The 26,074-nt window shown below is 67.7% G+C and carries 26 protein-coding genes and 1 riboswitch; of the genes, 15 read left to right on the plus strand and 11 right to left on the minus strand.

What is annotated here, in order from left to right; all coding sequences use genetic code 11:
- Positions 1-10: 10 nt before the first annotated feature.
- Genes ACYSM9_RS07065 through ACYSM9_RS07075 form a run of 3 tightly spaced genes read right to left on the minus strand, consistent with a single transcriptional unit; the run spans position 11 to position 2,510 of the window.
- On the minus strand, positions 11-439 hold the full coding sequence (locus ACYSM9_RS07065; protein WP_461856271.1) for an HIT family protein: 429 nt from the start codon (positions 437-439) through the stop codon (positions 11-13).
- Positions 436-1,602, minus strand: a complete 1,167-nt coding sequence (locus tag ACYSM9_RS07070; protein WP_461856272.1) for an NAD(P)-dependent alcohol dehydrogenase — start codon at positions 1,600-1,602, stop codon at positions 436-438. Before ACYSM9_RS07070 ends, ACYSM9_RS07065 begins: the two co-directional genes overlap by 4 nt.
- The gene (locus ACYSM9_RS07075; protein ID WP_461856273.1) at positions 1,599-2,510 is read right to left on the minus strand and encodes a sulfurtransferase; all 912 of its coding nucleotides are present in this window, start codon (positions 2,508-2,510) and stop codon (positions 1,599-1,601) included. The genes ACYSM9_RS07070 and ACYSM9_RS07075 overlap by 4 nt, the downstream gene beginning before the upstream one ends.
- A gap of 79 nt (positions 2,511-2,589) precedes the next feature.
- Between ACYSM9_RS07075 and ACYSM9_RS07080 the strand changes: the two genes are divergently transcribed.
- Positions 2,590-3,744, plus strand: a complete 1,155-nt coding sequence (locus tag ACYSM9_RS07080; RefSeq protein WP_461856274.1) for a PLP-dependent cysteine synthase family protein — start codon at positions 2,590-2,592, stop codon at positions 3,742-3,744.
- Positions 3,745-3,748: 4 nt separating this feature from the next.
- Here ACYSM9_RS07080 and ACYSM9_RS07085 read toward each other — a convergent pair whose 3' ends face one another.
- Positions 3,749-4,405 (minus strand): MBL fold metallo-hydrolase, encoded by a 657-nt coding sequence (locus tag ACYSM9_RS07085; RefSeq protein ID WP_461856275.1) that lies wholly within the window; start codon positions 4,403-4,405, stop codon positions 3,749-3,751.
- A gap of 95 nt (positions 4,406-4,500) precedes the next feature.
- Here ACYSM9_RS07085 and ACYSM9_RS07090 point away from each other — a divergent pair, with 95 nt between their 5' ends.
- The gene (locus tag ACYSM9_RS07090) at positions 4,501-4,962 is read left to right on the plus strand and encodes a Fur family transcriptional regulator (RefSeq protein WP_461856414.1); all 462 of its coding nucleotides are present in this window, start codon (positions 4,501-4,503) and stop codon (positions 4,960-4,962) included.
- Here the strand turns inward: ACYSM9_RS07090 and ACYSM9_RS07095 are convergent.
- The 5 genes from ACYSM9_RS07095 to ACYSM9_RS07115 form a co-directional block, all read right to left on the minus strand.
- A complete protein-coding gene (locus ACYSM9_RS07095; protein ID WP_461856276.1) occupies positions 4,940-5,824 on the minus strand; it encodes a metal ABC transporter permease in 885 nt (294 codons plus the stop codon). The two genes, ACYSM9_RS07090 and ACYSM9_RS07095, sit on opposite strands and share 23 nt — an antisense overlap.
- A complete protein-coding gene (locus tag ACYSM9_RS07100) occupies positions 5,824-6,639 on the minus strand; it encodes a metal ABC transporter ATP-binding protein (protein ID WP_461856277.1) in 816 nt (271 codons plus the stop codon). The genes ACYSM9_RS07095 and ACYSM9_RS07100 overlap by 1 nt, the downstream gene beginning before the upstream one ends.
- Positions 6,636-7,619, minus strand: a complete 984-nt coding sequence (locus ACYSM9_RS07105) for a metal ABC transporter solute-binding protein, Zn/Mn family (protein WP_461856278.1) — start codon at positions 7,617-7,619, stop codon at positions 6,636-6,638. The genes ACYSM9_RS07100 and ACYSM9_RS07105 overlap by 4 nt, the downstream gene beginning before the upstream one ends.
- A 117-nt stretch (positions 7,620-7,736) precedes the next feature.
- Positions 7,737-8,807 carry a hemolysin family protein gene (locus tag ACYSM9_RS07110; RefSeq protein ID WP_461856279.1) on the minus strand — a complete coding sequence of 357 codons (1,071 nt, stop codon included), beginning with the start codon at positions 8,805-8,807 and terminating at the stop codon, positions 7,737-7,739.
- Entirely contained in the window at positions 8,804-10,138 is a 1,335-nt protein-coding gene (locus tag ACYSM9_RS07115) for a hemolysin family protein (RefSeq protein WP_461856280.1), read from the minus strand. Before ACYSM9_RS07115 ends, ACYSM9_RS07110 begins: the two co-directional genes overlap by 4 nt.
- Before the next feature lie 541 nt (positions 10,139-10,679).
- Between ACYSM9_RS07115 and ACYSM9_RS07120 the strand changes: the two genes are divergently transcribed.
- The 5 genes from ACYSM9_RS07120 to ACYSM9_RS07140 all read left to right on the plus strand — a co-directional run bounded on the left by ACYSM9_RS07120 (position 10,680) and on the right by ACYSM9_RS07140 (position 16,958).
- Entirely contained in the window at positions 10,680-14,486 is a 3,807-nt protein-coding gene (locus ACYSM9_RS07120) for a multifunctional oxoglutarate decarboxylase/oxoglutarate dehydrogenase thiamine pyrophosphate-binding subunit/dihydrolipoyllysine-residue succinyltransferase subunit (RefSeq protein WP_461856281.1), read from the plus strand.
- Between the two features lie 152 nt (positions 14,487-14,638).
- A complete protein-coding gene (locus ACYSM9_RS07125) occupies positions 14,639-15,238 on the plus strand; it encodes a GDSL-type esterase/lipase family protein (RefSeq protein ID WP_461856282.1) in 600 nt (199 codons plus the stop codon).
- 83 nt (positions 15,239-15,321) lie between these two features.
- Positions 15,322-16,149: a DUF4097 family beta strand repeat-containing protein gene (locus ACYSM9_RS07130; protein WP_461856283.1), complete on the plus strand. Its 828-nt coding sequence runs from the start codon at positions 15,322-15,324 to the stop codon at positions 16,147-16,149.
- Entirely contained in the window at positions 16,149-16,763 is a 615-nt protein-coding gene (locus ACYSM9_RS07135) for a PadR family transcriptional regulator (protein ID WP_461856284.1), read from the plus strand. The genes ACYSM9_RS07130 and ACYSM9_RS07135 overlap by 1 nt, the downstream gene beginning before the upstream one ends.
- A gap of 120 nt (positions 16,764-16,883) precedes the next feature.
- The gene (locus tag ACYSM9_RS07140; protein WP_369299106.1) at positions 16,884-16,958 is read left to right on the plus strand and encodes a 50S ribosomal protein bL37; all 75 of its coding nucleotides are present in this window, start codon (positions 16,884-16,886) and stop codon (positions 16,956-16,958) included.
- A 115-nt stretch (positions 16,959-17,073) separates the two neighbouring features.
- Here the strand turns inward: ACYSM9_RS07140 and rsrA are convergent, their stop codons facing one another.
- Both rsrA and ACYSM9_RS07150 read right to left on the minus strand, forming a co-directional pair.
- Complete coding sequence (gene rsrA, locus ACYSM9_RS07145) at positions 17,074-17,334, minus strand: mycothiol system anti-sigma-R factor (protein WP_221386746.1); 261 nt, start codon at positions 17,332-17,334, stop codon at positions 17,074-17,076.
- Positions 17,331-18,185: a sigma-70 family RNA polymerase sigma factor gene (locus ACYSM9_RS07150; protein WP_461856415.1), complete on the minus strand. Its 855-nt coding sequence runs from the start codon at positions 18,183-18,185 to the stop codon at positions 17,331-17,333. The genes rsrA and ACYSM9_RS07150 overlap by 4 nt, the downstream gene beginning before the upstream one ends.
- Positions 18,186-18,395: 210 nt before the next feature.
- On the opposite strand from ACYSM9_RS07150, the gene ACYSM9_RS07155 reads away from it, so the two are divergent.
- From ACYSM9_RS07155 to ACYSM9_RS07190, 8 genes are all read left to right on the plus strand, one after another.
- Positions 18,396-18,944, plus strand: a complete 549-nt coding sequence (locus tag ACYSM9_RS07155; RefSeq protein ID WP_461856285.1) for a DoxX family protein — start codon at positions 18,396-18,398, stop codon at positions 18,942-18,944.
- A 6-nt stretch (positions 18,945-18,950) separates the two neighbouring features.
- Positions 18,951-20,330, plus strand: coding sequence for a 3-phosphoshikimate 1-carboxyvinyltransferase (gene aroA / locus ACYSM9_RS07160; protein WP_461856286.1), 1,380 nt, complete (start codon positions 18,951-18,953; stop codon positions 20,328-20,330).
- On the plus strand, positions 20,314-21,429 hold the full coding sequence (gene rsgA / locus ACYSM9_RS07165) for a ribosome small subunit-dependent GTPase A (RefSeq protein WP_461856287.1): 1,116 nt from the start codon (positions 20,314-20,316) through the stop codon (positions 21,427-21,429). The genes aroA and rsgA overlap by 17 nt, the downstream gene beginning before the upstream one ends.
- A gap of 49 nt (positions 21,430-21,478) precedes the next feature.
- Positions 21,479-22,291 carry a histidinol-phosphatase gene (gene hisN, locus ACYSM9_RS07170; RefSeq protein ID WP_461856288.1) on the plus strand — a complete coding sequence of 271 codons (813 nt, stop codon included), beginning with the start codon at positions 21,479-21,481 and terminating at the stop codon, positions 22,289-22,291.
- A gap of 152 nt (positions 22,292-22,443) precedes the next feature.
- Positions 22,444-22,557: riboswitch (SAM riboswitch) on the plus strand.
- A gap of 37 nt (positions 22,558-22,594) precedes the next feature.
- Positions 22,595-24,016 (plus strand): aminotransferase class V-fold PLP-dependent enzyme, encoded by a 1,422-nt coding sequence (locus ACYSM9_RS07175; RefSeq protein ID WP_461856289.1) that lies wholly within the window; start codon positions 22,595-22,597, stop codon positions 24,014-24,016.
- Between the two features lie 86 nt (positions 24,017-24,102).
- Complete coding sequence (locus tag ACYSM9_RS07180; RefSeq protein WP_461856290.1) at positions 24,103-24,861, plus strand: class I SAM-dependent methyltransferase; 759 nt, start codon at positions 24,103-24,105, stop codon at positions 24,859-24,861.
- A 63-nt stretch (positions 24,862-24,924) separates the two neighbouring features.
- Complete coding sequence (locus ACYSM9_RS07185) at positions 24,925-25,638, plus strand: metal-dependent transcriptional regulator (RefSeq protein ID WP_461856291.1); 714 nt, start codon at positions 24,925-24,927, stop codon at positions 25,636-25,638.
- A gap of 51 nt (positions 25,639-25,689) precedes the next feature.
- Positions 25,690-26,061, plus strand: a complete 372-nt coding sequence (locus ACYSM9_RS07190; RefSeq protein WP_461856292.1) for a hypothetical protein — start codon at positions 25,690-25,692, stop codon at positions 26,059-26,061.
- Positions 26,062-26,074: the final 13 nt, after the last annotated feature.

Below are 26,074 nucleotides of genomic sequence, written 5' to 3' on the forward strand. Positions count from 1 at the left end.
CCTCCCGGGGTCAGGACACCGGGACGAACTTGCCGTACCCGGCTGCCCGGAGGCCGTCGCGCAGCTTTTCAGCATTGGCGTCCAGGACGTCCGGGTCCGGGCTCTGGTCTGCAGAGCCGAAATCGAAGTCGGCCATGCTGCGCGAGGGCCACACGTGCACGTGCAGGTGGTTGATCTCGTAGCCGGCCACGATGAGGCCGGCCCGCCGGGCGCCGAAAATGTCCACCTGGACTGCACCGATGCGCCGCGCAACCTCCATGACCCGGGCGAGGGTCTCCGGCGCTGCGTCAGTCCAGCGGTCCACTTCCTCGGTGGGGACCACCAGCGTGTGGCCGTCGGCCAGCGGACCGGTGGTGAGGAACGCGGAGACGTCGTCTTCGCGCCACACGAACCGGCCAGGAATCTCGCCGTTCAGGATTTTGGTGAAAAGCGTGCTCATGCGTCTGCCTCCTGGGCTGCTGCCTGCAGCGTGCTGGCGTCCAGCACGAACCGGTATTTTACGTCTCCTGCAACCATGCGGTCGTAGGCATCATTAAGTTGGCCGGCGCCCACCATCTCGATGTCGGCCACCACCCCGTGTTCGGCACAAAAGTCCAGCATTTCCTGCGTTTCGGCGATCCCGCCGATCAGCGAGCCGGCGTAGGCGATCCTGCGCCGGATCAGGGCCCCGGGGTTGACCGGTGGCATGGCCTCGGACGGCAGGCCCAGCTGGAACAGGGCTCCGTCGACCCGCAACGTGCGGAAGTAGGGGTTCAGGTCGTGCGGGGCTGCCACCGTGTCGATGATCACGTCGATGGTCCGGTTCGCGGCAGCCATGGCGGCCTCGTCGCGCGACAGGACCACTTGGTCTGCTCCCAGTTCAAACGCGGCCGCGGCCTTGGACGCTGAGGTGGTGAACACCACCACCGTGGCGCCCATGGCCTTGGCGAGCTTGACGGCCATGTGCCCCAGCCCGCCGAGGCCCACGACGCCCACCACATCGCCTTCTCCGACGTCGAAGTGCCGCAGCGGCGAGAAGGTGGTGACACCGGCGCACAGGAGGGGCGCGGCCGCGGCGGGATCCAACGCTGCGGGGATACGGAGGACGTAGCGCCGGTCCACGACGATGGACGTGGAATAGCCGCCCTGGGTGGTGCCGCCGTGGCGCCGGTCCTTGGCACCGTAGGTGCCGGTCATCCCGTTTTCGCAGTACTGTTCCAGGCCGTCGAGGCAACTGTCGCACTCGCGGCAGGAGTCCACCATGCAGCCGACGCCCACACGGTCGCCGACGGCGAAGCCGCTGACGGCCGCCCCGGTCCGGCTGACCGTTCCCACGATTTCATGGCCGGGCACCAGCGGGTAGGTCTGGCCGCCCCACTCCCCGCGGGTTGCGTGCACGTCCGAGTGGCACAGCCCGCAGAATTCGATGGCGATCTCGACGTCGTCCGGCGCGGGGGCCCGGCGCGCCACCGTAAGCGGCACCAGGCCGCTGTCGCCGGATACCGCGCCGCGGGCCGCGGCCAGCACTCCGGCATCAACCGTTCCGGTCCCGGCGGACCGGCCGTCAGCGGCGGGGGTGATGGGTTTGGCAAGGGGCGGCGGTACGGGACGTCCTGGAGTCATAGTGCGACGCTACCCTTGCCGCCCGCGAAGTTTCCAGCCGGGGCGGGGCTGCCCCCGGGTCCTGGCCCATCCCCGGGTTCCGGCCCCGTAACTACCGGCCGCTCCGGGTGGTTGGACCACTCCGAAAATGAGCCCGGATACAGCGCAGCGGCGAACCCCGCAATTTCCAGGGCCGCAACCTCGTGGGCGGCCGTGACACCGGAGCCGCAATAGACGGCCACGTGCCGGCCCTCCTGCACGCCAAGGGCCTCGAATCTCCGGCGCAGCTGGGCGGGTGGAAGGAACCTGCCGCCGTCGTCAACGTTTTCGGTCGTCGGGGCGCTGACGGCCCCCGGGATGTGGCCCGAACGCGGGTCGACGGGCTCGATTTCGCCCCGGTACCGCTCCCCCGCCCTCGCGTCGAGCAAGGTGCCCTGCCCGGGCCAGGCGGCGGCAGCGTCGGCGTCGAGCGCGGGCATCTGCCCGTCACCCAGTTCCACGTCCCCCCGCGGCGGTTCAACCGGGCCCTGCTCGAGCGGCAGGCCGGCGGCGCGCCATGCCGCCAGGCCGCCGTCGAGCAGGTAGACCTCGGCGACCCCGGCGTTGCGCAGCATCCACCAGGCCCGGGCTGCAGCCATGTTGGCGCTGTCATCGTAGGCCACCACGACGTCGCCGTTCCGGACGCCCCAGCGGCGCGCGGTTTCCTGGAACCGGTCCGCCGCGGGGAGCGGGTGCCGTCCGCGCTCCGGAACCGCCGGATCCGCAAGCTCCGTGGCCAGGTCGACGAAGACAGCGCCGGGCAGGTGTTCCTGCAGGTAGTGGTGGTGCCCGTGGGGATCACCCAGCGCCCAGCGCACATCCAGCAGGACGGTGCGGCGGCCGGCGGCCAGGCGGGCCTTGAGGGCAGGAACGTCCATCAGCGGATTCATCGGGCTCCTTGTGCGGCGGAACGGGCAATGGAATCCACTCTAGAGGGGCAGCGGCCGCCGCCGCCGGTAGGCTGGTCCGGTGATCATTGAAGGCAACGGAAACGGCGGTGGAAACCCGTCTGCGGCAGGGCGGGCCTGGGCAGACAACGCCATCCGCACCATCAGGGCGGAAAACAACCGCTCGGCGGACACCCACCTCTATGCGGTGCCGCTGCCTGAGCATTGGGGCATCCAGCTCTACCTCAAGGACGAGTCAACGCACCGTTCCGGCAGCCTGAAGCACCGGCTGGCCCGCTCGCTGTTCCTCTTCGGCCTCGTGAACGGCTGGATCCGGGCGGACACCACTATCGTTGAGGCCTCCAGCGGCAGCACCGCCGTCTCCGAGGCTTACTTCGCCCAGCTGCTGGGGCTCCCTTTCGTGGCGGTCATGGCCCGCACCACCAGCCAGGAAAAGATCGCCCTGATCGAACAGTTCGGCGGGTCCTGCCTGCTGGTGGACAATGCCTCGGACGTGTACGCGGCGGCGGAGGAAGTGGCCGCCACCTGCAACGGACACTACATGGACCAGTTCACCTACGCGGAGCGGGCTACCGACTGGCGGGGCAATAACAACATCGCCGAATCGATCTTCGGGCAGCTGGGCATGGAGGAGCACCCCGTGCCGGACTGGATCGTGGTGGGCGCCGGCACGGGCGGGACCAGCGCCACGATCGGCCGGTACCTGCGCTACCACAGCCACCCCACCCGGCTGCTGGTGGTGGACCCCGAAAACTCAGCGTTCTACCCCGGCTGGCTCGAGGCCGTCGGCCCGGGCAGTGCAATTGGCGTCGGCACCGAAACACCGCAGCCGCGGGCGGCGCTGCCGTCCCGGATCGAGGGAATTGGCCGCGCCCGGATGGAGCCGAGCTTCATCCCGTCGGTGATTGACCACATGGTCCGCGTGCCGGACGCCGCCTCCGTGGCGGCGATGCGCCACCTTCACCGCTTTGCCGGCCTGCATGCGGGGCCATCCACCGGCACCAACCTCTGGGGCGTGTGGCAGACGGTGGCGCAGATGCTGTCCGAGGGCCGGCAGGGCAGCGTGGTCTCGCTGATGTGCGACGGCGGCGAACGCTATGCGGGCAACTATTGGAACCCGGACTGGGTGGCGGCCCAGGGGCTGGACCCGGAGCCGCATGAAGCGGTGATCACGCGCTTCCTCGATACCGGGCAGTGGACCGGGCCCCTCGCCTGAAGGCCTAAACCTCCACCGACTCCCGCGCTGCCAGGTGCCTGTACTCCGTCCCGTACTTAGCGCCGATCCGCTTCACGTGCCCTTCGACGATCCCCAGGCCGTTGTCGTTCAGCAGCCCGTCATGGACCTGGAAAGCCTTTGGCGCCCGGACCCCGATGACGAAATCCACCACTTCCGCCGACTTGCTCCAGGGTGCGTGCAGCGGCACCAGCAGCGTCTGGACCGTGATGCCGTCCGGGACGATGAACGAGTCCCCGGGATGGTAGACGTTGCCATCCACCAGGTAGCCGATGTTGGCCACCAGGGGAATCTGGGGATGGATCAGGGCGTGCTGGCCGCCGAAGCTTTGGATGCTGAATCCCGCAGCCTGGAACGTTGAGCCCGGTTCCACAGCGTGGATGCGGGCGGCGGCGCCCGGGGCTTCGCCGCGGAGCTGGCCGGCCACCCCATCCGGTGCGTACAGCTCCAGGTCCTGGTTGCCTTCGAGGGCTTCCACCACGGCCGCCGTGTCCAGGTGGTCCGGATGCTCGTGCGTTACCAGCACCGCGCGTGCCCCCGCCAGCGCCTCGCCGGACTCGGAGAACGTGCCGGGATCAAGGACCAGGGCGCCGCCATCTTTTTCGAGCCGGACACAGGCATGGGTGTATTTGGTCAGCTTCATTTCGCCAGCCTAGGGTGCGTCCCCGAAAACTGTCCACGGGGCTCCGGCTGGTAATCTGTATGTTTGCACCCGCCCCCACGGAAGTGAGTTTGTCCATGCCGGTCAGCGCCAAAGCTGGTTCCCCTCCGCCATCACCGGCGGCCGGCGGCAAGGAACAGCGGGTCACCAAGCAGCGCCGGGCCGTCAGCGCCGCGCTGGATGAGCTGGACGACTTCGTCAGCACCCAGGAGCTTTACCGGATCCTGCAAAACCAGGGGGTGTCCGTATCGCTGGCCACCGCCTACCGCATCCTGCAGTCCCTGGCCGACGAGGGCCTGGTGGATGTGCTGCGCAACGGTGATGGGGAGGCGGTCTACCGGCGCTGCGCCGTCACCGGCCACCACCACCACCTGCTGTGCCGCAACTGCGGGAAGGCCGTGGAGGTCGAGGCGCCGGCCGTGGAAACCTGGGCCGCCCGCACCGCAGCCGACCACGGGTTCACCGAGGTGGCGCACACCGTGGAAATTTTCGGGTTGTGCCCCGACTGCACCGCGCTTAAGGCTGCAGGGAAGCTTTAAGGACCCTGCCGTTGGCGCCCTGCCGCAGCCGGACGGAGCCGATAACCCGGCACACCACGTAGATCAGGAACGACAACGTGGTGACGTAGGGGCTGATGGGGATCCGGCCCCCGAGCGCCAGCAGGATTCCGCCCACGGTGGCCGTGACGGCGAAGACTACGCTGAGTATCACGGTGGCCACGGGGGACGACGTGACGCGCATGGCCGCCGCCGCGGGAGTGATCAGCAGGGCCAGCACGAGCAGCGCGCCGACCACCTGGATGGACAGGGCCACGCTGACGCCCAGCAGGACCATGAAGACCAGGCCCAGGGTCCGCACTGGAATCCCGCGCGCCTCGGCAACCTCGGGATCCAGGCTGGCGAAGTTCAGCGGGCGCCAGATGGCCACCAGGACGGCGATCACGGCGACGGCGGTACCGGCAAGGGCCTGCAGCTGGACGGTGTCTACGGAGACGATCTGGCCGGTGAGCAGGCCGAACTTGTTGGCGGCGCGGCCCTGGTAGAGGGACAGGAACAGGATCCCGAGACCCAGTCCGAACGGCATGATCACACCAATGATCGAATTCTTGTCCCGGGCGCGGACGCCCATCAGGCCCAGCAGCAGGGCGGCGGCCACCGAACCGACGAGCGAACCGAACACCACGTCCGCGCCCACCAGCAGGGCAAAGGCTGCGCCCGCAAAGGAAAGTTCTGAAATGCCGTGGACGGCGAAGGCGAGGTCGCGCTTCATCACGAAGGTGCCCACCAGGCCGCCGAGGAGGCCCAGGATGGCACCGGCCCAGATCGAATTCCGGACCAGGACCAGCAGTTCGCCGTAGTTGTCGAAACTGAAGATCGCGCCCAGGATGCTGTCCAGGTCCATTACGCCACTTCCCGCGCCAGCTCGTGGTCGTGGGTGTGGTGGTGCGTGGTGGCGTCCGGAAGTCCCACCACCACGATCCGGCCGTTGGCCCGGATTACCTCCACGTTGCTTTCGTACAAATCGGAGAGGACCTCAGTGGTCATGACGTCCTCCGGGGTGCCCACCTTGAACCGGCCGCCAGCCAGGTAGAGGACCCGGTCCACATAGTCGATGATCGGGTTGATTTCGTGCGTCACGAAGACCACGGCACTGTTGTGCTCACGGCACTGCCTGTTGATCAGGGCGCTGACCGCCTGCTGGTGGTGCAGGTCGAGTGAGAGCAGGGGTTCATCGCACAGCAGGACCTGCGGATCCGCCGCCAGCGCCTGGGCCACGCGGAGCCGCTGCTGCTCACCACCGGAAAGCTGCCCCACGGGCACCTTCGCGTACTCGGTGGCGCCCACCACTTCCAGCAGCTCGTCGATCCTGCGGTTCGTCTTTTTGGGCGACATCCGCACCCCCCAGCGGTGGCCGTCCACGCCGAGGCCCACGATGTCACGGGCGCGCATCGGCGTGTCCGCGGGGAAGGACTTCTGCTGCGGGATGTAGCCGATCAGGCGGCTGCCACGCTCCACCGGCCGGCCACCCAGGGCTGCCTGTCCCGACCGGAGTTTCTGCAGCCCGAGCAGGACTTTCAGGAAGCTGGTCTTGCCGCTGCCGTTCGGGCCCAGCACGGCAAAGAACTCGCCGGGCCTGATGTCCAGGTCCAGGTCTTCCCAGAGCGTCCGCCGGCCGAACGAGAGGGATGCCCCGGTGAGGCTGACCACGGATTTCACCTGCTTGTCTCCAGAACCTTGCTGATGTTGTTCACATTGTCCGTCATCCACTGCACATAGGTCTTGCCCTCGGGCAGGGTCTCATTGAAGTCCACCACCGGAACGCCGGCAGTTTCGGCGGCCTTCTTCAGCGCTTCGGTCTGCGGGCCCTCGGTCTGCCCGTTGTACGCCAGCAGGCGCACCGACCGCGATGCCACGAGGTCTGTGGCCTGCTTCAGCACGGCGGGCGGTACATCGGCCCCTTCCTCGACGGCAGCAGTGTATTCCGCGGGAGTGGCGTTCACCAGCCCGGCGTCCTCGAGCAGGTAGAGCGGGACCGGCTCGGTGACGGCCACGGGGCCGCCCGCCGCGCGGGCCTTCAGCGCGTCGAGCTGGCCGTGCAGGCCCTCCAGGGAGGATTTGAAGGCCTCCGCATTGGACGTGAACGTAGCAGCCGACGCGGGATCCAGCGACCCGAGTTTGGCTGCAATACCGTCGGCCACCCGCTCCATGGCCGGAAGGCTGTACCAGACGTGCTCGTTGAAGCCGCCGTGGTCGTGTTGTTCAGCTGCAGCGCTTGCCGCACCAGCGGTTTCGTCCGTGTGGGCTGTTTCCCCGGCATGGGGAAGGCCGGAAACTTCGACGGCGGTCAGGACGGCCCCTGCATCAAGCTTGCCGCTGCCCACCAGGGTATTCAGGAAATCGTCGTAGCCACCGCCGTTGCCGATGACCAGGTTGGCTTTGGAGACGGCCAGCCGGTCCTGGGCGGTTGCCTCGTAGGAGTGCGGGTCCTGGCTCGTCTTGTTGATGATGGAGCTCACCTGCACCTTGTCCCCGCCGATGGCCTTGGCGATGTCACCGTAAACGTTGGTGGATGCCACGACGTTGATTCCCCCGGCAGCGTCCGGCCCCTTCGCGGGCTCGGTGCTGCACCCGCTCACGAGCAGGCCAAGTACGGCAAGGGCTGCGGACAACGAGGGGAAAGCAGTTCGACGGCGCACGGAAGGACCTCAGATCTGGGGAGCGGGATCAACCCTCCCACCATATACCTAAATAGGAATGATTCCTATTTAGAAAAGACCGTGAGCCTGCCGGCCCCCTCCGCGGGGGCCGGCAGGTCAGCTGCCGTTGGGCTGGCCCAAACGCCTGATACCGGTGGCCTGCGTGGCGTCCCGGATCTCCCCGACCAGCTGCTCGATGACGTCCTCCAGGAAGAGGACACCCCGGGTTTTGCCGTCGGGACCGATCACGCGGGCCAGGTGCGAGCCGGTGCGCTGCATGACCGACATTGCCTTTTCGATCTCGTCATCCAGTGCAAGGTTGGCGAGGGACCGGATGCGGCTTTCGGCGATGGGAAGTTCGTAGGCCGCCTCGGGAATCTGCAGGACGTCCTTGACGTGGAGATAGCCGTAGAGCATGTCCTCATCGTCCAGCATCGGGAAGCGGGAGAACCCGGTTCGGCTGACCGTCTTCTCGAAGTCCACCGGGGTGGTGGACGCCCGCAGCATCACCAGGTCGTCCAGCGGGACCATGATGTCCCCCGCCGTGTGCTCGGAAAACTCCAGTGCACCGGTAATCAGGCCTGCGTCGTCGTCAACCAGTCCGTGGCGGGTGGACTCCTGCACGATCGACTGGACCTCCTCCAGGGTGAAGGAGGATGTCACCTCATCCTTCGGCTCAATCCGCATCAGCTTGAGGATGTGGTTGGCCGACCAGTTCAGGACCGAAATCACCGGATGGACCAGCCTGGAGATAAACAGCAGCGGCGGGGCAAGGAGCAGGGCAGCCTTGTCGGCCACGGACACCGAGATGTTTTTCGGCACCATCTCGCCGAAGGTGACGTGCAGGAAGGTCACCAGCGCCAGGGCCACGGCGAAGGCTGCAACGCCGGCGGCCTCCGCCGGCAGGCCCACCGATTCGATCGGTACGGCCAGCAGATGGTGGATCGCAGGCTCGGCGACCAGCAGGATCAACAGCGAACAGACCGTAATCCCCAGCTGCGCGCAGGCGAGCATCAGCGATACGTTCTCCATGGCGCGCAGGGTTGTCTGGGCGCGTTTCGATCCGGCGTCGGCCAGCGGTTCCACCTGGCTGCGCCGGGCCGACATGATGGCAAACTCCGCCGCCACGAAGAAGGCGTTGCCGAGCAGCAGGACGCCCAGCCACAGAATTCCAGCCCAGTCGCTCATGGCTTGCCCCCGTTGCCGTTCCCGTGCGGTGCGGGCTCACGCGCGGGCCGGAAGCAGATCCGGTCGATCCGGCGGCCGTCCATCCGGGTCACGCTGAGCGTGCCGCCGCCCACGGGCACGGTGTCGCCGACAGCCGCGATGCGGCCAAGCTTGCTCATGACGTAGCCGCCCACCGTCTCGTAGGCCGCTTCATCAGGGACGGTCAAACCGGGAATCTGCTCGGACAGTTCGTCCGGGCGCAGGAGCCCCGGGAAATACCAGTCGCCGGAAGCGCTCTGCAGGAGCCCGGGCCTGACCTTGTCGTGTTCGTCCGCAACTTCGCCCACGATTTCCTCCACGAGGTCCTCGAGGGTGGCGATGCCGGCGGTGCCGCCGTATTCATCGAGCACCACCGCCAACTGCAGGTTGCCTTCACGCAGTTCAGCCAGGAGGGCATCGAGGTGGATGGTCTCCGGAACCCGGAGCACTTCGGTCATGATGGCTCCGGCCTCCAGGTTTGCCCGCCGTTCCCAGGGAACGGCGACGGCTTTCTTGACGTGGACCAGGCCACGGATGTCGTCGGCCGAGTCACCGATGACAGGGAACCGGGAGTATCCGGTCCTGCGGGCGGCGTCCACGACGTCCGAGACGGGCTGGTCGGCGTCGATCGTCTCGAGCCGGATCCGCGGGGTCATCACGTCCGCCGCCGTCCGGCTGGAGAAGTTCAGCGTCCGGGCGATGAAGTTGGCCGTGCCGGCGTCGAGCGTTCCCATGGCCGCCGACCGGCGGACCAGCGACGCAAGCTCGGCCGGTGTGCGGGCACCCGAAATTTCCTCCTTGGCTTCGAGCCCGAAGACGTGCAGCACCTTGTTGGAAAAGCCGTTGAGCAGCACGATGGCGGGCTTGAAGATGGCAGTGAACACCAGTTGGGGCCTTGCCAGCGCCCGGCCCACCGGGAAGGCCAGGGCGATCGCCATGTTCTTCGGCACGAGTTCGCCCAGGAGCATCGAAAGAAGCGTGGCCACCACCATCGCCAGGACCAGGGAGATGGAATCCATGGCAACGCCCGCCAGTCCGATGGCGGAGAGCGGGGCCTCGAGGAGGTGGCCCAGCGACGGTTCCATCACATACCCCGTGAGGAGCGTGGTGAGCGTGATGCCGAGCTGGCAGCTGGAGAGCTGGGTGGAGAGGGATTTGAGGCAGGTGAGCAGGGGCACTGAGCCCGTGTCGCCGTCGTCAATGGCCCGCTGGACGGTGGACTGGTCCAGTGCAATAAGGGAGAACTCGACGGCGACGAAGAAGCCAGTGCCGGCGATCAGCAGCAGTCCTGCTGCGAGGAGAAGCCATTCCATTCAGCATCCCGCCCGGACGGCGGCGCCATGGCGTGGAGTTAAGGAAAAAGGCGAGCTGCTGCGTCGATCCGGCGGAGGTTGGTCGGCGGATACCGACGCCCGGTCCGATCCGGTCGCGGCCAGCTGGGCCGTGGTCTTGTGATGGGCGCGTTGTCGGGGTTTGCCGGCACTGCGGGCGGACTGCGCGGCGGCTCGTTGCAAGCTCCGCTGACAGCGCCCAGGCCGGCACCTAGATTTACTGTCCATAAGAATTTCAGTCTACAGGAGCAGCCCCTGCCCGGCGGCCCGTGCCTCCCCGGCGGGGCCCGAACACGGCCCTCCGGCGCCCTCCGGCGGGCTGCGTCCGGAACATGCGGCGCCGCCACAAACAGGGCCGCGTTTGTCACTTCATGATTTGGGTCACCCTTATTGGCAGTTAACACAAAATGCTCACTAGACTTGCAAAGGTCTGGGTTCAGGGGACGCAGAGACTGGTTCGAACGTAGTGCTGAAGCACCGGGGGGCCAAAGAGAAATCAAACTCATGGAAGAGGCGTATTTCATTGCCAGAGCAGCCAAGCCACCGTCTACCAGAGGAATTTGGCGGAAACGAGTGGCTCGTTGACGAACTGTACGAGCAGTACCAGCAGGACAAGAACGCCGTGGATGCGAAGTGGTGGCCGCTGTTTGAATCTTTCGACTCGGGTAACGGTTCTTCTTCCAACGGAAACACCGCGCACCCGCCCACCCGCGAGCTCCCTGTGGTGAAAGCTGCACCCGCTGCCCCGGCACCGTCGCCGGCCGCAGCCCCCGCCACTGCCCCGGCGGCTCCCGCTGCCCAGGCGCCCGCCCCCGCAGCGGCACCCGCGCCTGTCAAGAAGGCCCCGGCAACCGTGGCCCGTGACGGCGGCAAGAAGACCGAAGCCGGCACCGGCTCACAGCCCATCCCTGCCCAGCTGCCCAAGAACGTCAAGGCCCCCACGGCTCCCGAAGAGGACGTCGTCTCGGTCCTGCGCGGACCTGCCAAGGCCATCGCCACCAACATGGTCACCAGCCTCGAGGTGCCCACGGCCACCAGCGTGCGGGCCATTCCCGCAAAGCTGCTCATCGACAACCGCGTGGTCATCAACTCCAACCTCGCCCGCGCACGGGGCGGCAAGGTCTCCTTCACGCACCTCATCGGCTACGCCGTCATCCGCGCCCTCTCCCAGTTCCCGTCCATGAACGTGTACTACGACGAAGTGGACGGCAAGCCCGTCGCCGTCCAGCCTGCGCACGTCAACTTCGGCATCGCCATCGACATGCCCAAGCCCGACGGCACCCGCCTGCTGATGGTTCCGAACATCAAGAAGGCCGAGACCCTCAACTTCGCCGAGTTCTGGCACACCTACGAAGACCTCATCAAGCGCGCCCGCAACGGCAAGCTCACCGCCGAGGACCACCAGGGCACCACCGTTTCGCTGACCAACCCCGGCGGCATCGGCACCGTCCACTCGGTGCCGCGCCTCTCCAAGGGCCAGGCCGCCATCATCGGCGTGGGCGCCCTTGACTACCCTGCCGAATTCCAGGGCGCGAGCGAGAAGATCATCGCGCAGAACGCCATCAGCAAGGTCCTCACCCTCACCTCCACGTACGACCACCGCGTCATCCAGGGCGCCGGCAGCGGTGAGTTCCTGAAGCTCGTCCACTCGCTCCTGCTGGGTGCGCAGAATTTCTACGACGAGATCTTCGAAGCCCTGCGCATCCCCTACGAGCCGGTCCGCTGGAGCGCCGACAAGCAGGTGGACCCGGCCGACGAGATCAACAAGGTGGCCCGGATCCAGCAGCTGATCCACTCCTACCGCGTCCGCGGGCACCTGATGGCGGACACCGATCCGCTCGAATACGTCCAGCGCAAGCACCCGGACCTCGATGTCCTGACCTACGGCCTGACCCTGTGGGACCTGGACCGCGAGTGGCCCACCGGTGGCTTCGGCGGCAAGCCGATGCTGAAGTTCCGCGACATCCTCGGCGTCCTGCGCGACGCCTACTGCCGCACCACCGGCATCGAATACATGCACATCCAGGAGCCCGCCGAGCGCAAGTGGTTCCAGGACCAGCTGGAGCACCCCTACTCCAAGCCCAGCCGCGAAGAGCAGCTGCGGATCGTCTCCAAGCTGAACGCCGCGGAAGCTTTCGAAACCTTCCTGCAGACCAAGTTCGTGGGCCAGAAGCGCTTCTCGCTCGAAGGCGGCGAATCGCTGATCCCGCTGCTGGACGCCATCATGTCCGATGCAGCCGACGACGGGCTGGACGAGGTTGCCATCGGCATGGCCCACCGTGGCCGCCTGAACGTCCTGACCAACATCGCTGGCAAGACCTACGCGCAGGTGTTCCGCGAATTCGAAGGCACCCAGGACCCGCGGTCCGTCCAGGGCTCCGGCGACGTCAAGTACCACCTGGGCACCGAAGGTACCTTCACCTCGGACACCGGCAAGGAGACCAAGGTCTACCTCGCCGCGAACCCGTCCCACCTTGAAGCCGTGGACTCCGTCCTCGAGGGCATCGTGCGCGCCAAGCAGGACCGCCTGGACCAGGGCGAAACCTTCCCCGTGCTGCCCATCATGGTCCACGGTGACGCCGCTTTCGCCGGCCAGGGCGTCGTGGCCGAAACCCTCAACCTGTCCCAGCTGCGCGGCTACCGCACCGGTGGCACCATCCACATCGTGGTGAACAACCAGGTGGGCTTCACCACGGCCCCCTCGTCCTCGCGTTCCTCCACGTACTCCACCGACGTCGCCAAGATGATCCAGGCGCCGGTCTTCCACGTGAACGGCGACGACCCCGAAGCCGTGGTCCGCATCGGCCAGCTCGCCTACGAGTTCCGCCAGCGGTTCCACAAGGACGTTGTGATCGACATGGTGTGCTACCGCCGCCGTGGCCACAACGAGGGCGACGACCCGTCGATGACGCAGCCGCTGATGTACAACCTGATCGAAGCCAAGCGCTCCGTCCGCAAGCTGTACACCGAGTCGCTGATCGGCCGCGGCGACATCACCGAGGAAGAAGCCGAGCAGCTGCTGCGCGACTACCAGGAGCGGCTGGAGCGCGTCTTCGCCGAGACCCACGCAGCGCAGACCTCGCCGATTCCGATTGTCACCGCGGATTCGGCCGCCGTCTCCGACATCGAGCGGCCCATGGCCCAGCAGTCCGACTCCGGCGTCAACGCCCCCGTATCCACCGCCATCAGCGCCGACACGCTGGCCCGGATCGGCAAGGCCCATGTTGAGGTCCCCGAGGGCTTCACCGTCCACGCGAAGCTCAAGCAACTGCTGGAGAAGCGTGAGCAGATGTCCCGCGAAGGCGGCATCGACTGGGGCTTTGGCGAGATTGCAGCCTTCGGCTCGCTCATCATGGAGGGCGTCCCCGTGCGCCTGGCCGGCCAGGACTCCCGCCGCGGCACGTTCGTCCAGCGCCACGCCGTGTTCCACGACCGCGCCAACGGCAAGGAATGGCTGCCGCTGGGCAACCTCTCCGATGACCAGGCCAAGCTGTGGATCTACGACTCACTGCTGTCCGAATACGCGGCCATGGGCTTCGAATACGGCTACTCGGTGGAACGCCCGGACGCCCTCGTCCTCTGGGAGGCCCAGTTCGGTGACTTCGTCAACGGCGCACAGACCATCATCGACGAATTCATCTCCTCCGCAGAGCAGAAGTGGGGACAGCGGTCCTCGCTGGTCCTGATGCTTCCGCACGGCTACGAAGGGCAGGGGCCGGACCACTCCTCCGCGAGGATCGAGCGGTTCCTGCAGCTGTGCGCGGAAGACAACATGATCGTTGCCAACCCGACCACCGCGGCTTCGCACTTCCACCTGCTGCGCCGCCAGGCGTACAGCCGTCCGCGCAAGCCGCTGATCATCTTCACCCCGAAGCAGCTGCTGCGCCTGAAGGCTGCCGCTTCGTCCGTGGAGGACTTCACCAGCGGCGCATTCCGTCCGGTCATCAGCGAGCATGAGCAGCTGGACGCGAACGCCGTCGAGCGCGTGCTGCTGGTCTCCGGCCGCCTGTACTACGACCTGCTGTCCACCCGGCAGAAGACCGGCAACAAGACCACAGCCATCGTCCGCGTAGAGCAGCTGTACCCGCTGCCGCACGCAGAGATCGCGGCGGAGCTTGCCAAATACCCGAACGCCGAGGTCGTGTGGGCCCAGGATGAGCCCGCCAACCAGGGCCCGTGGCCGTTCATCGGCCTGCACCTGCCCGAGGCCCTGGACCGCCGCGTCCGCCTGGTCTCGCGCCCGGCGTCGGCCTCCACGGCCGCCGGTTCCATGAAGCGGCACGCCGCGGAGCAGGACGTCCTGCTGAAGCAGGCGTTTGCACGGAAGTAACCAGCAAGGCTGCCCGGCCGGACGTCGAAATACCAGACTCCGGCCGGGCAGTTCTGTTTAATGAATGGACAGCGCCGCCCCGTATCCCGCAGCAGCGGCCACGGCGGCAGGGCGCGTACCGAAGCAACCCGGACCGAAGTAAAGAGGAACGCGTGGAAGACAGGAAGCTGCGGATCGCAGCTGTGGGAGATGAACTGCTGGCCGGACTGGGTGATCCCCGCGCGCTGGGCTGGCTGGGCCGTGTCCTGGCCCGCACTCCCCAGGACGGCCTGGTCCTGGAGAGCTATTCCCTCCCCTGCCCGCAGGAAGGCACCGAGGGGCTGGCTGCGCGCTGGCTGGACGAAGCGGGGCGGCGTTTCAGCGACCATGCCGAGAACCGGCTGGTCATCGGCCTGTCCGGACGCGACATCGAGTTCGGCGTGTCAACCGCGCGAAGCAGGCTGAACCTGGCCAACATCCTCGACTCGGCGTCCCAGAACCGGATCGAAGTCTTCGTCGTCGGTCCGCCGCCCACCCTCGACCCCGCGCAGAACCGCCGGCTGGACGAGCTGAACACCGCCTTCGCAGACGTCACCACGCGCCGCAAGCATCTGTATGTCGATACGTTCTCGCCGCTGCTGAACCACGAACAATGGCGGCAGGATCTCGCGGCAAACGGAGGCACGCCCGGTCAGGCCGGCTATGGCCTCATGGCCTGGCTGGTGCTCCACCGCGGCTGGTTCCAGTGGCTGGGAATGGACGCGCCCCAGTAAGGCCAAAACGCGATATATCTTGACCGGCGGAGCGTGCGGCGGTACTTTGGGGATCACACGATATATCGTCTCTTGGAGGTACCATGCCTGATGCAACCTGGAGTGTCACGGGTCCGCAGACCATCGACCTGGACGGCGTGACGTCACTGAAGGTGGGCATTGTCCAGGGCAGGTTCGACGTGGTCAGCCACGCCGGGCCCGGCGCCCGGGTGGAAATATCGGCTGTCCACGGCGATCCGGTGGCGGTGTCCGTCAGCGGCGGCAGGCTGGAAATCAGGCACCAGCTGCACGGTGCCCATGGCTGGTTCAAGAACCTGATGGAAACCGTGAACCACAACAGCGACAACTTGGCGGTCATCAGCATCGCCCTTCCCGCGGGGGTCGACGTGGAAGCAGGAACTGTCAGCGGCGACGGACTCGTCGCGGGCGTTTCCGGCCACATCCGCCTGAACACCGTGTCCGGTTCCGTCATGGCTGACGGGACGTCGGGGGAATTGCAGGTCAACACCGTCAGCGGCGAGGTCAGTGTGCGGGACCACACCGGCGTCCTCACCGCGAAGAGCGTGTCGGGCGAAGTCACTGCGTCCGGCCATTTGACCAACGTGCGCACCAACACGGTCAGCGGCGACCTCAGCTTCGACCTGCTCGGCTATACCCATGATTTTGGCTCCAACTCCGTCTCCGGCGACCTCACCATCAGGCTGCCGCACGACGTCGGCGTCGACATTGTCGCCAAATCCGCCAACGGGGCGGTGGTCATCGACGAACAGCACTGCTTCCTGGCGAACGGCAAAGTGGAAACCATCGCTGGACCCGACCGCCAACTGATGCTGGTCAGGACCAATTCCGTGTCCGGCCGGACCTCCATCGTCCACTCCCCTTCTCCCGACGGCGGGAAAGCGGAGCGCTGATGCCTCCGGTCTTCGCGCACGGGGCCCTGCGCCTCTATCTCCTGGCTCTGCTTGAGAAAGGTCCCAAGCACGGCTATGAACTCATCAAGGCGCTCAAGGACCGCTTCGGCGGGACCTACTCGCCCAGCGCCGGCACCATCTATCCGCGCCTGGGCAAGCTTGAAGAAGAGGGCCTGGTAGCCACCGAGTCGGCGGGGCGCCGGACGAACTACCGCATCACTGCCGCCGGCCTGGCCGAGCTCAACCGCCGCCGGGACGACCTCGCCGGCGTGGAGAAGGACATCTCCGCGTCGGTCCAGCGCCTGGCCGACACCCTCAGGGACGATATCCGCAGCAGCATGCGGGGCCTGCGGGCCGACCTCGCGGCGACGGCTGAAGCGGCCCGTTCCGCGGCTGCATCCGGCGACCCCGGCCTTCCGGGCACCCGCCCCTCCCCCGCCGGCTACCGGCAGCTCAGGGAGGCGGAGATGATGCTCCAGGCCTTCCGCGACGACGTCCGCTCAGATCTGCGCCACGAGTCCCGGGCGCAGCCGATCAGCGCCGTCACCCTGGAGACCCTCCGGACGGTGCTGGAGCAGGCGCGGGCGGCCGTCCGCAGCACGCTCCAGCCCTGACCTGGCCGGACCCGGTCGGACCAGGCGCAGGTCACGGGCGCTTCCCGGTTCGCGGGCCGTCAGATCATGTGGGAGACTGGAGGGCAGCTCTTTTGAGTACCAACAGTAAGGAGGCCAGCTATGAGCAAGCGTGCACGCAAGCGTCGTGACCGTAAGCGTGGCGGCGCGAACCACGGGAAGCGCCCCAACACCTAGGCACATGCCAGGGACTGCGGTTCAAGCGAAGGACCCCGGAAGCCATTCGGCTTCCGGGGTCCTTCGCTGTTAACTGCCGTCGATGCCGCTGCGGGCAGGCGCTCCGGGCTTCCCCTTACGCTTCCACCGGCCGGATGGTGTGGATCCGGTCGAGGATCGCGTTCTTGAGGTTGTCCGGGGCGGACTCGGTGCAGGAACGCTTGACCATGTTGCGGATGACGCACTCAAGGTCGTACTGCTGCGTGCACTCGGGGCAGTCGTCGAGGTGGCTCTTGATTTCCGAGAGGTCCTCCCGGGTCAGCGCACCGTCGAGGTATTCGTAAATGCGTTGCATCCGGGTGTCATCGCAATCGCCCAATCCCTGGCAGTCGCTCATTTCCTGTTCTCCTGTGGTTTGCTTGCCGCCGCTTCCGGTGCATCTGCGGCCGTTTTGAATCCCCGCTCGGCGGCATACTCCGCCAGCATGTCCCGCAACATCCTCCGGCCGCGGTGGAGCCGTGACATTACGGTGCCGATCGGCGTGTTCATGATGTCCGAGATTTCCTTGTAGGCAAAGCCCTCGACGTCGGCGAAGTAGACGGCCAGGCGGAACTCTTCAGGAATGTCCTGCAGGGCCCGCTTGACGTCCGAATCCGGCAGGTGGTCCAGCGCCTCGGCTTCCGCGGAACGCAGACCGCTCGATGTGTGGGACTCGGCCCGCGCCAGCTGCCAGTCCTCGATGCTGTCCGAGTTTGACTGCAGTGGTTCGCGCTGCCGCTTGCGGTACAGGTTGATGTAGGTGTTGGTCAGGATCCGGTAGAGCCAGGCCTTGAGGTTGGTTCCAGGCTTGTACTGGTGGAAAGCCGAAAAGGCCTTGGTGTAGGCCTCCTGCACCAGGTCCTCGGCGTCGGACGGGTTCCGCGCCATGCGCATGGCGGCCGAATAGAGCTGGTCCACGTACTGCATGGCGTCGCGTTCAAAGCGCTGGCGGCGCTGCTCCACGGTTTCGGCCGACACATCGACTGCGGCGTCTTCGGTTCCGGGTTCAGCCTGCGGGGAACCGGAACCAGCCTGCGCGGCCTGCTCCGGCACGGCGTCTGCCGCGCCCTTCACTTCGCCGGAGGAAGCCTCATACATGGCCGCAACGGCCGGATCCAGGGTGCTCATTGCCTTCAAGTCTACTGTCAGGCTTCGGGCCGGGGGCGTGCCGTACTCCGGGGGCTCGCCGGCGAGGGCCGCCGCGGCCACCGGGCCTGACCGCCGGGTCCGGTCAAAAACCGTTCCGTCCAACACCTGCCCCAAGGCCCAACTCCGCTCTGTTTCCGGTGAATAATGTTGGGCCCCCAATGCTTGGACCCAGTCTCCATAACCCCGTTCCGCAGGCAAATATTCCCCAAAAGTGCAAGACTAGGACGGACTCCGCCGCCTGATGCGGTTCGTCCATCCGGGAGGAAAGCCATGTCCTTTGTCCGCACGCTCGCACGGCCCATGCTGGCCTCAAGTTTTGTCCTTGCCGGACTGGATAAGCTCAAGAACTCAGACGACACCGCGCAGCAGCTCTCACCCCTGCTGCGCAAGGCTGCTGCGGCCCTGCCCTTCCAGGCGGACGAAAAAACCCTTGCCCGCGTCATCGGCGGAACCCAGGTGGGAGCCGGCGTCCTGTTCGGCCTCGGCAAGTTCTCCCGGTTCTCAGCCACCCTGCTGACCGTGGTTTCGCTCCTGAACACCTTCGTCGAATGGCGCAGCGCCGACATCAGCAGCAAGGAAGCCCGCGAGACCCGCCGGAACCAACTGCTCAAGAACCTGTCGCTGAGCGGGGGCGCCCTGCTCGCGTCCGTTGACACCGCCGGCAAGCCGGGCCTGGCCTGGCGCGCCGAACACCTCGCCGCCGACGCCCGCCGGAACGCCTCGCACCTGGCCGCCGACGCCCGCCGGACCACCAACAAGAAGCTGCACAAGGCAGACAAAGCCGTGCGCCGCGCCGTCGAGCACGCTACGGGAGCATAAGGACGAATGACCGCAGCAGCTGCCGACACGGCCGGATCCGCCATGCCCGCTGAGCACTGGCCCGCCCCGTTTGCGTCCCGCCCGGTTAATGCCACCGTGACGGTGCCCGGGTCCAAGTCCCTGACCAACAGATACCTGGTGCTGGCCGCCTTGGCCGACGGCCCCTCGCGCCTCCGCGCGCCCCTGCACTCCAGGGACTCGGCCCTGATGATCGACGCGCTCCGGCGGTTGGGTGCCACCATCACGGAGGTGCCCGGCGATGGCGCGTTCGGCCCGGACCTGGAGGTTGTCCCGCTGCCTGCGGCAGCGGAAGAATCACTGGCCCGGATCGACTGCGGGCTCGCGGGAACGGTAATGCGGTTCGTGCCGCCGCTGGCGGCGCTCCGCAGCGGCGCCAGCGTGTTCGACGGCGACCCGCACGCCCGCAAGCGTCCCATGGGAACCATCATCGAAGCGCTCAAGGCCCTCGGTGTCGGCGTCTCCGCCGAGGACGGCAGCACGCCGGCGTCGCTGCCGTTCGTCGTGGAGGGCACCGGCACGGTGCGCGGCGGCCACTTGGTGATCGATGCCAGCGCTTCCTCCCAGTTCGTCTCGGCGCTCCTCCTGGTGGGTGCCCGCTTCGAAGAGGGCCTGCACCTTGAGCATGTTGGCAAGCCCGTGCCGAGCCTGGACCACATCACCATGACAGTCGCCGTCCTCCGGGGCGCCGGCGTCTCCGTTGACGATTCCGTCCCCAACCACTGGGTGGTGGCGCCCGGGCCCATCCGCGCCTTCGACCAGCGGATCGAACAGGACCTGTCCAATGCGGGCCCCTTCCTCGCCGCAGCCCTGGCGTCCCGTGGCACGGTCCGGATCCCGAACTGGCCGCAGGAAACCCAGCAGGTGGGAGATTTGTGGCGCAGCATCCTGGCCACGATGGGAGCCACCGTCACCCTCGCGGACGGAGTCCTGACCGTCACCGGCGGCCCGGAAATCAAGGGCGGCGACTTCGCCGATACCAGCGAACTTGCCCCCACCGTGGCGGCGCTGTGCGCCTTGGCGGCCGGACCCTCCCGGCTGAGCGGCATTGCGCACCTGCGGGGCCACGAAACGGACCGGCTCGCAGCACTGGTGGCTGAAATCAACAGGCTCGGCGGCGACGCCGAGGAAACCAGCGACGGCCTGGTGATCCGGCCCGCCCGGCTGCACGCCGGCGTCGTCCGCAGCTACGCGGACCACCGCATGGCCACCGCCGGGGCGATCCTGGGCCTGGCCGTGGAGGGCGTCCAGGTGGAGGACATCGCCACCACGTCGAAGACCATGCCGGACTTCCCGCAGCTCTGGGCGGCGATGCTTGCCCAGGACACCGCCGGACCGGAGGAGCCCAGCGGTGGCCCGGCGCACTGATTCCTGGGACGAATCCGACGTCCGGATCCGGCCCAATAAAAAGGGCTCCCGGCCACGCACCAAAGACCGGCCCAGCCATGACGACGCCGTCACCGGCCGCATCATCACCGTGGACCGGGGCAGGTACACGGCCGTGGTGGGCGAGGATTCGGACAACGAACGCGTGGTCATCGCCGCGCGGGCACGTGAGCTTCGGCGCTCCCCCGTGGTGGCCGGCGACTTCGTCTCGCTCGTGGGGGACGTTTCAGGCGCCCCCGACACCCTGGCCCGGCTGGTGAAGATCCAGGACCGGCGCACCCTCCTGCGCCGGAGCGCCGATGACACCGACCCCGTGGAGCGGGCCGTGGTAGCCAACGCGGACCAACTGGTCATCGTGGTGGCGGCCGCCAACCCGGAGCCCCGCACCGGATTCATCGACCGGGCCCTGGTGGCAGCCTACGACGCCGGGATCGAGCCAATCCTGCTCGTGACCAAGGCGGACGTCCGCGACCCCGCGGAGCTGCTTTCCAACTACACGCACCTGGACCTCCCGGTAATCATCAGCCGCACCGCGGACGCGCAGGCCTCCGGCATCGACGCCCGCTCCGACGACGGCCTCTCGGCCCGGCTGGACCGCACCGCGGTGGCGGAGCTGCGGGCCCACCTCGACGGCAGGGTCACCGTCATGCTGGGGCACTCCGGCGTCGGCAAGTCCACCATGGTGAACGCACTGACCGGAGCCGAACGGGCCACCGGCGGTGTCAACGCCGTCACCGGACGCGGGCGGCACACGTCGTCGTCCGCCCTGGCCCTCCGGCTGGCCGACGCCCCGGCCGGCAGCTGGATCATCGACACCCCAGGCATCCGCTCCTTCGGCCTGGCGCACGTGGACCCGGACCGGATCCTGCGGTCCTTTCCGGACCTCTCCCCCGGCATTGAAAACTGCGAGCGCGGCTGCAAGCACACCGCCACGGCCGTGGACTGCGGATTGGATGAATGGGTGGGCGGCGGCCACGCCGGCCCCACCGGCCCCGCACGGCTGGCGTCCCTGCGCCGGCTGCTCGGCACGGACCCGAGAATGGAAGCACAGGAAACCAAGGAACTCGGCAGCGTCAACTGACGCAGCCGAAGGTCCCGGCAGATGCCGGGACAGACGGTAGTTTGGAACCATGATCCAACCCGCCTCCACCTACAACGACGACCTGCGCCTGGCCCACGTCCTGGCCGACTCCGTGGACGACCAGACCATGAGCCGCTTCAAGGCCCTGGACCTCCACGTCGAGACCAAGCCGGACCTGACGCCGGTCACCGACGCGGACAAGGCCGCAGAGGAAGCCATCCGCGGCCAGCTGTCCCGTTCACGCCCGCGCGACGCCGTCCTCGGCGAGGAGTTCGGCAGCACCGGCCACGGCTCGCGGCGGTGGATCATCGACCCCATCGATGGAACCAAGAACTTTGTCCGCGGCGTCCCGGTGTGGGCCACCCTCATTGCGCTGGTGGACGAGGGCGAACCGGTGGTAGGCGTGGTCAGCGCGCCGGCACTCGGCAAGCGCTGGTGGGCTGCGAAGGGAATGGGGGCCTACATGGGCCGCTCCCTGGCGGCCGCCACCCGGCTGCGTGTCTCCGACGTGTCCCGCCTCGCTGACGCTTCGCTGTCCTATTCCAGCCTCAGCGGCTGGAAGGAACGGGGAAACCTCGATGACTTCCTCGGCCTGACCGAGGACGTGTGGCGCACCCGCGCCTACGGCGACTTCTGGTCCTACTGCATGGTGGCCGAAGGCTCCGTGGACATTGCCTGCGAACCGGAGCTGAACCTTTACGACATGGCGGCGCTGGTGCCCATCGTCGTGGAGGCGGGCGGCCGTTTCACCTCCCTGGAAGGGGAGGACGGCCCGTTCGGCGGCAACGCCCTGGCCACGAACTCCATCCTGCATTCCGAAGTCCTGCGGCGGCTGAACCCGGGCCTGGACGACCTCCTCTGACAAAGCCCGCGCACGCAGCGCGGCCGAAGATTACGACGCCGGGCGCCTCCTTTTGGGGCGGCCGGCATCGTTTTCTTCGGCTTGCGTAACAAAAGCCTTAACAATTGCCCCGGCTTCAGTCCGGGCCGCCCGATGTTCTACGCTTTTATCCAGGTCACGAGTGCCAGCGCAAAACCCCGGTTTGCTGGCCGGCAACCCTCCATTCGCGGTGGGGTGCCCCGGGTGACGACCAGGCCGGTCCGGAGCGGATGCGGCAAGCGCGGATTCCTGTGATGTCAGGGTCCTGATTCAAGTGAGGTCTCTGTGACAACTGCCACCGTCTCCCCCAGCACTGCCACCGCCGACACTGCGGCCGCCTTCGATGCCCGCCAGGCCGCTGCCGGCCACCCGCTCGCCGCGGTCACCGGCGCCGAAATCCAGGCTCCCCTGATTACCGGCGGGCATGTCAGGTACGCCAACCTCGACTACGGCGCATCCGCCCCGGCCCTGTCCCTGGTCTCCGCGTACCTGAACGAAGTCCTGCCCTACTACGCGAGCGTCCACCGCGGGGCCGGCTACGCCTCCCAGATCAGCACGTCGGTGTACGAGAACGCACGCAGCATCGTCCGCGACTTTGTGGGCGGCCGCCCCGGCGACTCCGTCATCTTCACCCGCAACACCACCGATTCCCTCAACCTGCTGGCAGGCTGCCTGCCCGTCACCGACGGCCGTCCCGCAGGTGAGGTTCTCTACCTGGACATCGAGCACCACGCGAACCTGCTGCCGTGGCAGGGCGTGCCGCACCGCAGTATCGTCGCCGCCGACACCATCGCGGGCACCGTCGAGGCCGTACGCGCCGAGCTTGAACAGGGCGGCGTCAGCCTCCTGGCGGTCACCGGCGCCTCCAACGTCACCGGCGAAATCCTGCCCATCAGGGCCCTGGCCGCGCTGGCCCACGAGCACGGCGCACGGATCGTGGTGGACGCGGCCCAGCTCGCCCCGCACCGCCGGGTCGACATCAGCGCCGACGACATCGACTACCTCGCCTTCTCCGGCCACAAGCTGTACGCGCCCTTCGGCGCCGGTGTCCTGGTGGGACGCCCCGACTGGCTCGACGCCGGCACCCCGCACCTCGCCGGCGGCGGTGCGGTCAAGGAAGCAAGGCTCGACGGCGTCAGCTGGGCCACCGGCCCGGCCCGCCACGAGGGGGGCTCACCGAACGTGCTCGGTGCCGCCACCCTTGCCCGCGCCACCCGGGTCATCGCCGGACTGGACCAGGACCGCTGGCACGCCCACGAATCCGCCATCCGGTCCTTCCTGGTGGAGGGCCTGCAGGACATCGAGGGCGTCACGGTCCACCAGATCTTCAAGGACACCAACCCGGACACGGACACCATCGGCGTGGTCAACTTCTCCGTGGAGGGCTACGACGCCGGCCTCGTCGCCGCCTACCTCTCGGCCGAACACGGCGTGGGCCTGCGCGACGGGCGCTTCTGCGCGCACCCACTGCTGAAGCGGCTGGGGCTGCCGTCCGGCTCCCTGCGCGCCAGCTTCGGCGTCGGGTCACGGCTGGAGGACGCCGAGCGCCTCCTCGCCGGCATCCGCACCCTGCGCAGCACGGGGCTGGGCTGGGACTACGTGGTGGATGCGGGCCGCTGGGTTCCGGCCAACGACTTCCGCACCTACCCGCACTGGGCACCCAACACTCCCGGCACGGCCGGCGCCGCACCCTGCACCGAGGACTAAGCCCGGTTGGGGGTGGCCCCACGCCCTTGCCCGCCATGCGGTAGATTCGAAATGTATCCACTGGCAGCAGGTGAAGGAGGCCACGCGTGGTCCGGGGTGGTCCCAAACTCGATCACGGGCGGCGGCAGGAGCTCGGGCAGAGCTTCCAGGACGGCGGCAGGCACTACCAGCGGGTCCGGCCGGGATACCCTGCCGAATCAGCCGAATGGCTGGTGCCCGCCACCGCCCGCCAGGCCCTGGACGCAGGCGCGGGCACCGGAAAGTTCACCGCCTTGCTGCTGGCCATGGGGCTGGAGGTAACGGCCCTCGACCCTTCCGCGGACATGCTCGCCCAACTGAAGGCCCACTGCCCCGCCGCCACGGCCGTGGTGGGGACTGCCGAGGCGACCGGCCTGCCCGCGGCGGCCTTCGACGTCGTCACCGTTGCCCAGGCCTGGCACTGGTGCGACCCGCTGGCCGCGAGCACCGAACTCGCCCGGGTCCTGCGCCCGCAGGGGACACTCGGCCTGGTCTGGAACCAGCTGGACACCTCGGTACCCTGGGTCCACCGACTGTCCCGCATCATGCACGCCGGGGATGTGTACCGCCCCGGCCACAAGCCTGTGGTCGGACCGGAATTCCACCGGCTCGAAGGGCACGTGACGCACTGGCGCGACACCGTGACCACGACGGACCTGATGGAGCTCACCAAATCGCGCAGCTACTACCTGCGGGCCGGCGAAGCCACCCGGGCCAAGGTCCTGGCGAACCTGGACTGGTACCTGCATGAGCATCTCGGCCACGCCGAAGCCCAGGAACTCGAACTCCCCTACCTCACCCTCGCATGGCGGGCCATCAAGGCGTGAGCGGATCGTCACCGGTGGCCGCCGGGCCACGCCCCTTCGCCGGAAGCCGGTAGGCTTGGACCTGTGAAGACCAGTGCGCCCTCCTCCTCGATCGAGGACTACGTCAAGGTCATCTACTCATTCACCGAATGGCAGGACAAGCCCATCACGTCCTCCCAGCTGGCGCAGCGGCTGGGCGTGGCCAACTCCTCGGTGTCCGAGATGGTCCGCAAACTCAAGGACCAGGGCCTGGTGGACCACAAGCCGTACAGCGCCGTCACGCTCACCGCGCCCGGACTGCGCCTCGCCCTGGCCATGGTGCGCCGCCACCGGCTGATCGAAACCTACCTCGTCCAGCAGCTGGGCTACAGCTGGGACGAGGTCCACGACGAGGCCGAGCTGCTGGAGCACGCCGTCTCGGATACGTTCATCGAACGCGTCGCGGCCAAACTTGGGAACCCCAGCCGGGATCCGCACGGGGACCCCATCCCCAGCGCGGACGGGCAGGTCCTGATGCCTCGCGCCCACCTGCTGGCGGAACTGGACGAGGGCCATACGGGACGTATCATCCGGATCAGCGACGACAACCCGGAACTGCTGCGCTACCTTGCCGCGGAGGACATCGACCTCGACGCGGACGTGGAGGTCGTGGGGCGCAGGCCGTTCGGCGGAGCGCTGGTGGTGCGGATCGGCGGGCCCGGCGGTGCCCGGGACTTTGACCTCGCGGACGAGATCGCCGCGGCCCTGTGGGTTTCCAGCAGCACCCCGCATCCCGGCTGCGTCCTGGGCACCCCCTGATCCCGGGGTACGGGACGGTTGATTTGGCCGGCTCCCGTATCGTGGACTCTGATGATCAGCAGACGTGACGCCGCAATAGCCCTGGACGTTCCCCTGGAGATGGCACAGCGCCATGGCCTGCCGAAGTGGATGACCGAAGCGGAGCTGCGCGGCATCCTGGACGATCCCCCGCCGTGGCTGGTGCAGTCCCGGGCCAACCGGACGGGGAAGCGGCCGGTGTGGGTGCATCTCGAATGCGCGGTCTGCGGGTACGAGGAGGCAGCGCGCCCCAAGAAGTGGTGGCCGGACTTCACCTACGTAGTCTGCTCGCACCACTCCCCCTCCGAGGTTCCGCCCGTCCGCCCCGGTTTCGTCCGCAGCGAGTACGACGGCGTGGGCACGCGTTTCGTGGGCATCGCGGACGTTGAGGCGCCCGCCTCCTGAGTCCGGCGTCTGC

The sequence above is a fragment of the Arthrobacter sp. C152 genome, assembly GCF_054890965.1.